5 protein-coding genes are annotated in these 6,363 nt (G+C 46.9%); 4 read left to right on the forward strand and 1 reads right to left on the reverse strand.

The genetic code is table 11. The features are described from left to right. Window positions 1-356 precede the first annotated feature (356 nt). From AB7D94_RS15950 to AB7D94_RS15965, 4 genes are all read left to right on the forward strand, one after another. Window positions 357-809, forward strand: coding sequence for a glycoside hydrolase family 108 protein (locus AB7D94_RS15950; protein WP_420267002.1), 453 nt, complete (start codon window positions 357-359; stop codon window positions 807-809). After that, on the forward strand, window positions 802-1,002 hold the full coding sequence (locus AB7D94_RS15955; RefSeq protein WP_420267003.1) for a hypothetical protein: 201 nt from the start codon (window positions 802-804) through the stop codon (window positions 1,000-1,002). The genes AB7D94_RS15950 and AB7D94_RS15955 overlap by 8 nt, the downstream gene beginning before the upstream one ends. A gap of 69 nt (window positions 1,003-1,071) precedes the next feature. Beyond that, entirely contained in the window at window positions 1,072-1,233 is a 162-nt protein-coding gene (locus AB7D94_RS15960) for a hypothetical protein (RefSeq protein ID WP_420267005.1), read from the forward strand. 58 nt (window positions 1,234-1,291) lie between these two features. Further along, window positions 1,292-3,796 (forward strand): glycogen/starch/alpha-glucan phosphorylase, encoded by a 2,505-nt coding sequence (locus AB7D94_RS15965; RefSeq protein ID WP_420267006.1) that lies wholly within the window; start codon window positions 1,292-1,294, stop codon window positions 3,794-3,796. A 277-nt stretch (window positions 3,797-4,073) separates the two neighbouring features. On the opposite strand, the gene AB7D94_RS15970 is transcribed toward AB7D94_RS15965, so the two are convergent. Continuing rightward, on the reverse strand, window positions 4,074-5,930 hold the full coding sequence (locus AB7D94_RS15970; protein WP_420267007.1) for an HD domain-containing phosphohydrolase: 1,857 nt from the start codon (window positions 5,928-5,930) through the stop codon (window positions 4,074-4,076). Between the last annotated feature and the right edge of the window lie 433 nt (window positions 5,931-6,363).

Raw genomic sequence — 6,363 nt, forward strand, 5'->3', positions numbered from 1 at the left:
AGGTGAGAGCCTTCCCTACCCCTATTGTCCTTATATCTCAGAATAGGCAAAATCATCATAAAACAACCATTTAAGTGACGATTCCGGACAAGCCGGAATGACAAAAAGAGACAAAGATGACAACAATCTAAGCAACTACCGCTTACTTATGATGGAGAACAAATTTACCGTGTTAATTCATTCAGGGTGTACGACAATATTGTAGCTCTCCTACAATATTGTATTGGTTTTCGTCAATATTGGCCTTTTAAATATCCCATGCGAATAGGAGACCGGCGTCTTTACTGGCTTTATATGGCATTTATGCGAATTTTGGACATATATATAGGCAGTAACGCTATTAAGGGGGTAATGCGATGGTAGATAATTTCGGGAAGTCAATAGCGTTCGTCCTCGACGCGGAGGGCGGGTATGTCAATAACCCTGACGACCCCGGAGGTGAGACCAACTACGGTATCAGCAAGAGGGCATATCCCAACATAGATATAAAAAATCTCAGCGTCGGGGAGGCGAAGGATATATATCACCGCGATTACTGGCTGCCGTCAGGGTGCGATAAACTCGCCTGGCCGATGTGTCTTGTCCAGTTAGACACGGCCGTAAATATGGGTGTAGGAAAGGCTAATAACATTATCAGGCGTGTAGACAGCTCATACAAGGGAGTTAACGCATATCTGGCAATTCGGAAAGATTACTACGAAGCCATCGCCGCCATGGGCAGTAATGCCCGATTTCTGGGCGGCTGGTTAAACCGCCTTGGGCGGTTAAATAAATACATTCAGTCACATAAGGAGGCCACAAATGGGTAACATCACAATCCAGGGAGTCTTACAGTTAGGCGTAGGAATCCTAAGCCTGTTCGGAGGAGCCGGAGTACAAAGAAACTATGTCAGCGGTATTACAAATATCGTCGGCGCACTAGAGTCCATGTTTGCACAGCCGCATGAGGTTGGCGCCGCAACTGTAACATCAACCACGGCAACAACGCCGACAGCTTCCTAAATAAACTCATCAGCCACACCCTCCGGGGCTTATTGATTGGCCCGGAGGGCACATAAGGAGGACATATTAATGAGAAACTGGAAGACGACGGCAGTTGGAGTTCTTAGCATCGCCTATGGGATTATGACTGTGTTCGGATGGGGTGTCATTAAAAATCCTGACGCGGGTGTTACGGCCATAATAACAGGCCTCGGCTTGATTCTTGCCAAAGACGCGGGAAACAAAATGTGACGCAACATGTTTCGGCGTATTGACAAATCATCTTTTCAGCGTTTATAATGTCCTCGTTATGGTACAACGTAAGAAAGCTGAACAGGTAAAGGTGTCAACCACCGGTGAGGGGGACTCGGTCAGGGCATCCTTTCTGCGCCACCTGAAGTATACGCTGGCAAAGGATGAGTATACAGCCACCAAGAGAGACAAGTATAAGAGCCTTGCCCTTGCGGTGCGCGACAGGCTCGTCGAGAAATGGATAAAGACCCAGCAGACCTACTACAACGCGGACGTAAAGAGGGTTTATTATCTTTCTCTGGAATTTTTAATTGGCAGGTCACTGGGCAATGTCCTCGTAAACTTGGGCATATATGAAGAGGTGCAAAAGGAACTCCAGGACATGGGCCTCGAGCTTGAAGAACTCAGAGAGCTTGAATGGGACCCTGGTCTGGGTAACGGTGGGCTGGGTAGGCTTGCCGCGTGTTTTTTGGACTCACTCGCAACGCTTGCAATCCCATCCTATGGCTATGGAATCCGCTATGAGTATGGTATTTTCTTTCAAAAGATACGTAATGGACACCAGATAGAGACCCCGGATAACTGGCTTCGTTATGGCAACCCGTGGGAAATTGAGAGGCCGGAATATCTTTTTATCGTGAAATTCTATGGAAAGGTAAATAAATGTACGGACGCGGCGGGGAATTTAATATGCAGTTGGGTAGATACTCAGGATGTTGTAGCGCTGGGATATGACACGCCCATCCCCGGCTATCATAATAACACAGTAAACACGATGCGTCTTTGGGGGGCAAAGTCCACCCGCGATTTCGACCTCGGCTATTTCCAGCATGGCGACTATCAAAGGGCGGTGTCAGACAAAGTGCTTACGGAGACGATTTCAAAGGTGCTCTATCCCAACGACAATGTGTTTGAGGGAAAGGAACTGCGTCTGAAGCAGGAGTATTTTTTCGTCTCGGCCACGCTTCAGGACATCATGCGCCGTTTTAAGAAAAACAGGCCGCTGCCCATACATTACAGGGATTTTCCCAACAAGGCGGCCATTCAACTGAACGACACACACCCGTCCATTGCCATCGCCGAGCTGATGAGGATATTTATAGACATAGAGGAATTGGATTGGGACACCGCATGGTGGGTAACCACGGAGACGTTTGGCTATACCAACCACACGATACTGCCAGAGGCCCTTGAGAGGTGGTCTGTCCCGCTCTTTGAACGCGTACTGCCGCGCCATCTGGAGATTATATATGAAATCAACTACCGCTTCCTCAAGGGTGTCGCGGAGAGATACCCCGGAGATGCTGGCAGATTAGGCCGCATGTCCATTATTGAGGAAGGTGATGAGAAGAAGGTGCGCATGGCGAATCTTTCTATCGTGGGCAGCCGCTCGGTTAACGGCGTCAGCGCCCTGCACTCAGAAATAATCAAAAATGAACTGTTCCGAGATTTCTACGATTACTGGCCAAAAAAATTCAACAACAAGACAAACGGCATCACTCAGCGCAGGTGGCTCAGGCTCTGCAACCCCGCCCTGTCCGAACTGATAACCGAACATATAGGTGATGGCTGGGTGCGCGACCTTTACGAACTGAAAAAACTCATACCGCTTGCCGACAATAGTGATTTTCAAAAGCGGTGGCGCGTCATCAAGCAGGAAAACAAACAATTGCTTGCGCACTGTCTCGGTGAAAAAAAGGGGGTATCGCTAAACGTTGATTCCATATTTGACTGCCATTTCAAGCGGCTGCACGAATACAAAAGGCAGCTTCTTAATGCCATTCACGCCGTAGTGCTCTACAACCGGATAAAGGCCACCTGCAAAGGCGGAAGCGGTGCCGCTAACATCGTACCGAGGACGGTGATATTCGGAGGCAAGGCCGCCCCCGGGTATTTCATTGCAAAACTTATAATCAAACTCATCACTTCCATAGCCGAGGTGGTTAACAACGACCCCGAGGCCAAGCACTCGCTGACGTTATTTTTTATGGAAAACTATTCTGTCTCGCTCTCCGAGCAAATCCTTCCGGCGGCAGAACTCTCCGAGCAGATTTCAACGGCTGGCACTGAGGCCTCAGGAACCGGCAACATGAAGTTTGCCCTCAATGGCGCTCTTACCATAGGAACGCTCGACGGCGCTAATATAGAGCTGAAAGAAAACATCGGGGCGGACAATATTTTTATCTTCGGCCTGACCGCGGTCGAGGTGGCTAACCTCAAACAGAGCGGCTACAATCCCCGTGAATATTACGAAAAAAACGCTGAACTAAAACAGGCAATTGATATGATTGCTGATGGTTATTTCTCAGGAGGCGACGCAAACCTCTTCAAACCTATTATAGAGTCCCTGCTGAACAATGGAGACCAATATCTGTTGATGGCGGATTTCGACTCATACGCCAGGTGCCAGGAGCGCGTGGCCAAAGCATATAAAGACCAGGCCAGATGGACGAAAATGTCCATACTAAATGTGGCAAACATAGGGTTTTTCTCAAGTGACCGGACAATAAAAGAGTACGCCGATGACATCTGGACAGCGAAGCCCATAAACATAGACCTGTAAGCCAAAAGTCGGTCATCACCTGCCGCGCTGTCTCTGCTTTAAACTCGTCAATCGGTTGCTGAAAATGGTCACCCGTCGGGAAAGGGCCAGAAGCAGCTTAATAATAAATGGATATGGGCTAATGTTTATTAAATTGCCCAGGACTATACCCCCTCTGATTTATTCCAAGTATAGTGTAAGATGCGGTCTGAACAACCTTGTAGTAATCATCCGGCGATACTGATACCTATTTCAGTACCGCTGCTTCCCTTCGCTTTCTCAGGATTGACACAGTTTGTTAAACAGTCTCTACGTCATGGCTATTCACTTCGCCACATGTATATTCTTTGCCGTTATAAGTAAAATTATCTAACTGGTATTCCTTCAATTCCCTTTTTGCATACTGACACAGTATCCCTGAGGTTATGAAAAAATCGACAACTTCTTTGTCAACATGTCCATCTTTTGCCATGAACGCGAGTATTCTGACACACTCTGAGAGCCTTTTACCAGGTTTGTATGGTCTGTCCCCCGCCGACAGTGCCTCAAATATATCGGAGATTGCCATTATTCTTGACTGCATGGAAAGCCTCTCTGCGGACACGCCGTTTGGATACCCTGTACCGTCAAGTTTTTCGTGGTGTTCGCCCGCGTAAGTGGGAACGTTTTTCATCTTTTTCGGCCACGGCAGCTGACTCAGCATTTTATATGTCATTACGACATGGTTCTGTATTATTTCGCGTTCCTGATCTGACAGAGTTCCTCTTTGTATGCTCAGATTCATTACCTCCTCGCCGCTTAAAACAGGCTCAGGCTTGCCGTCAACAATAATATTGTATGAGGCTATCTTTTGTATTCTTTTGATTTTATCGTCCGAGGTAAACTCGCCACCAATGTTGGTCGTCTTTAAAAACTCCCTATCGCTGTCCAGTTCCGCAATTCGCACTGAGAACTCATCATCGAGTTTTTGAAGGGCGCTCTGGTCGCTTCCGCTATGGGCGGCCACAAGTTCGAGCTTCTTTTTCAGGTATTCGTTTTCGACATCCCTTTTTAATACCTCAAGTCTCATGTTTACCGTATTCACACGGTCATAAATAGTCTCCAGCTTAGTGGCCTTATCAACTACGAATTCCGGGGTGGTTATTTTTCCAATGTCGTGCATCCACGAGGCTGTCTTCAATTCTTTCTGTTCATCCGGCGTAAGGCTAAAACCCTTCCACTTCTCATCTTCAGAGTTGTTAAGTCCCCCTGCAATCTCCATTGTCAGCTCTGCTACACGCCTGATGTGTCCACCCGTATACGGGGATTTCTGGTCAATCGCTGTGGCTATTACCTTGATAAAGGAATCCCACAAGGCGCTCAACTCTCCGATAAGGGTTGAGTTTGTGATGGCGATTGCCGCCTGAGAGGCCAGAGATTCTATCAGAAACTGATAATCCTGTGAAAATGCTATCACTTTGCCTTTACTGTTGCCGGCATTAATAAGCTGTAAAACGCCGATTATCTCGCGTTCGTGGTTTCTCAAAGGGGTAACGAGCATCGAACTTGAGCGGTAACCGTTATTTTTATCGTATTCCTTTGTCCCCTTAAAGTTAAACCCTTCTGCCTCATAAACATCAGGGAAATTGATGGTTTCACCAGTCAGGGCAACATGTGCGGAAACGTTTTGCATGTTTTTTGCGCCGTTGTCATTGTAAAGCGGTACTGGTGGAAAATTGAGAGGCTCTCCGCCTAAGCCACCTATTTTCACATTTAACGAATTATTTCGAATTATTTTAAATAACAGGCTTCGCTCGTCAGGCGACATGATGTAAAGCGTGCCGCCGTCGGCGTTAGTGAAGTCCATTGCCTCAGACACAATCATTTCAAGCAGGACATCTATGTTTTTCTCAGCCGAGAGGGCGATTCCAATTTGAAGGAGCCTTCTTTTAAGCCTCGTCTGCAAGTCAACATAATCCACCATCCTGGAGATCAGAGCCTCATGGTTGGCGTCTAACGATGTACTGCCATTGCATTGCTCTTTAAGATAGTTGATTATACACTTGAGTATAGCATTAAAATCATCCAGCTCCTCAGCCTTATCACAATCCACGAGAAAAGGGTTTAATGGCTTATAACGCTCCTCCGATGATTTTGAGATTACAATTCCTGACATTTTCCACCTCCATCAGTAAGCCACCCGACTGAAGATCTCGCCGCTCTGAGCTGTTTTCACAAATCAGGCTATAAAATAGCCTGGTTAATTATCACATGAATGAAATTATGAATCAATCGGTAGAAGGCTATTATCTATATAGGAAGATGGAGAATACGTATAGGGAAATTACCTACATTGGCGGCAGACTGCGGCCGTGGAAGACTGCTGCTACTCGTCCCATGGCAAACTCACTATGTATTTTTTGTCTGTCATTCCTGCGAAAGCAGGAATCCAGCCTCTTAGGAATAAGGAATAATACCACTTTTCTATACCTGCAAGTTCGACATGAGAGACTCAAGGGCTGGACAACCAACGATGATCACGTTTTGCCATGAAAACTGGATTCCTGCTTTCCAGACTGTGTCACAATAGTAAAGCAGCCCCCCCCCCC

The organism is Candidatus Magnetominusculus dajiuhuensis (assembly GCF_046044395.1).
Lineage (GTDB): Bacteria > Nitrospirota > Thermodesulfovibrionia > Thermodesulfovibrionales > Magnetobacteriaceae > Magnetominusculus > Magnetominusculus dajiuhuensis.

Coding starts and splice junctions, on each gene's coding strand:
- AB7D94_RS15965 (WP_420267006.1), top strand. CDS start 1,292: ATGGTACAACGTAAGAAAGCTGAACAGGTAAAGGTGTCAACCACCGGT.
- AB7D94_RS15950 (WP_420267002.1), top strand. CDS start 357: ATGGTAGATAATTTCGGGAAGTCAATAGCGTTCGTCCTCGACGCGGAG.
- AB7D94_RS15970 (WP_420267007.1), bottom strand. CDS start 5,930: ATGTCAGGAATTGTAATCTCAAAATCATCGGAGGAGCGTTATAAGCCA.
- AB7D94_RS15960 (WP_420267005.1), top strand. CDS start 1,072: ATGAGAAACTGGAAGACGACGGCAGTTGGAGTTCTTAGCATCGCCTAT.
- AB7D94_RS15955 (WP_420267003.1), top strand. CDS start 802: ATGGGTAACATCACAATCCAGGGAGTCTTACAGTTAGGCGTAGGAATC.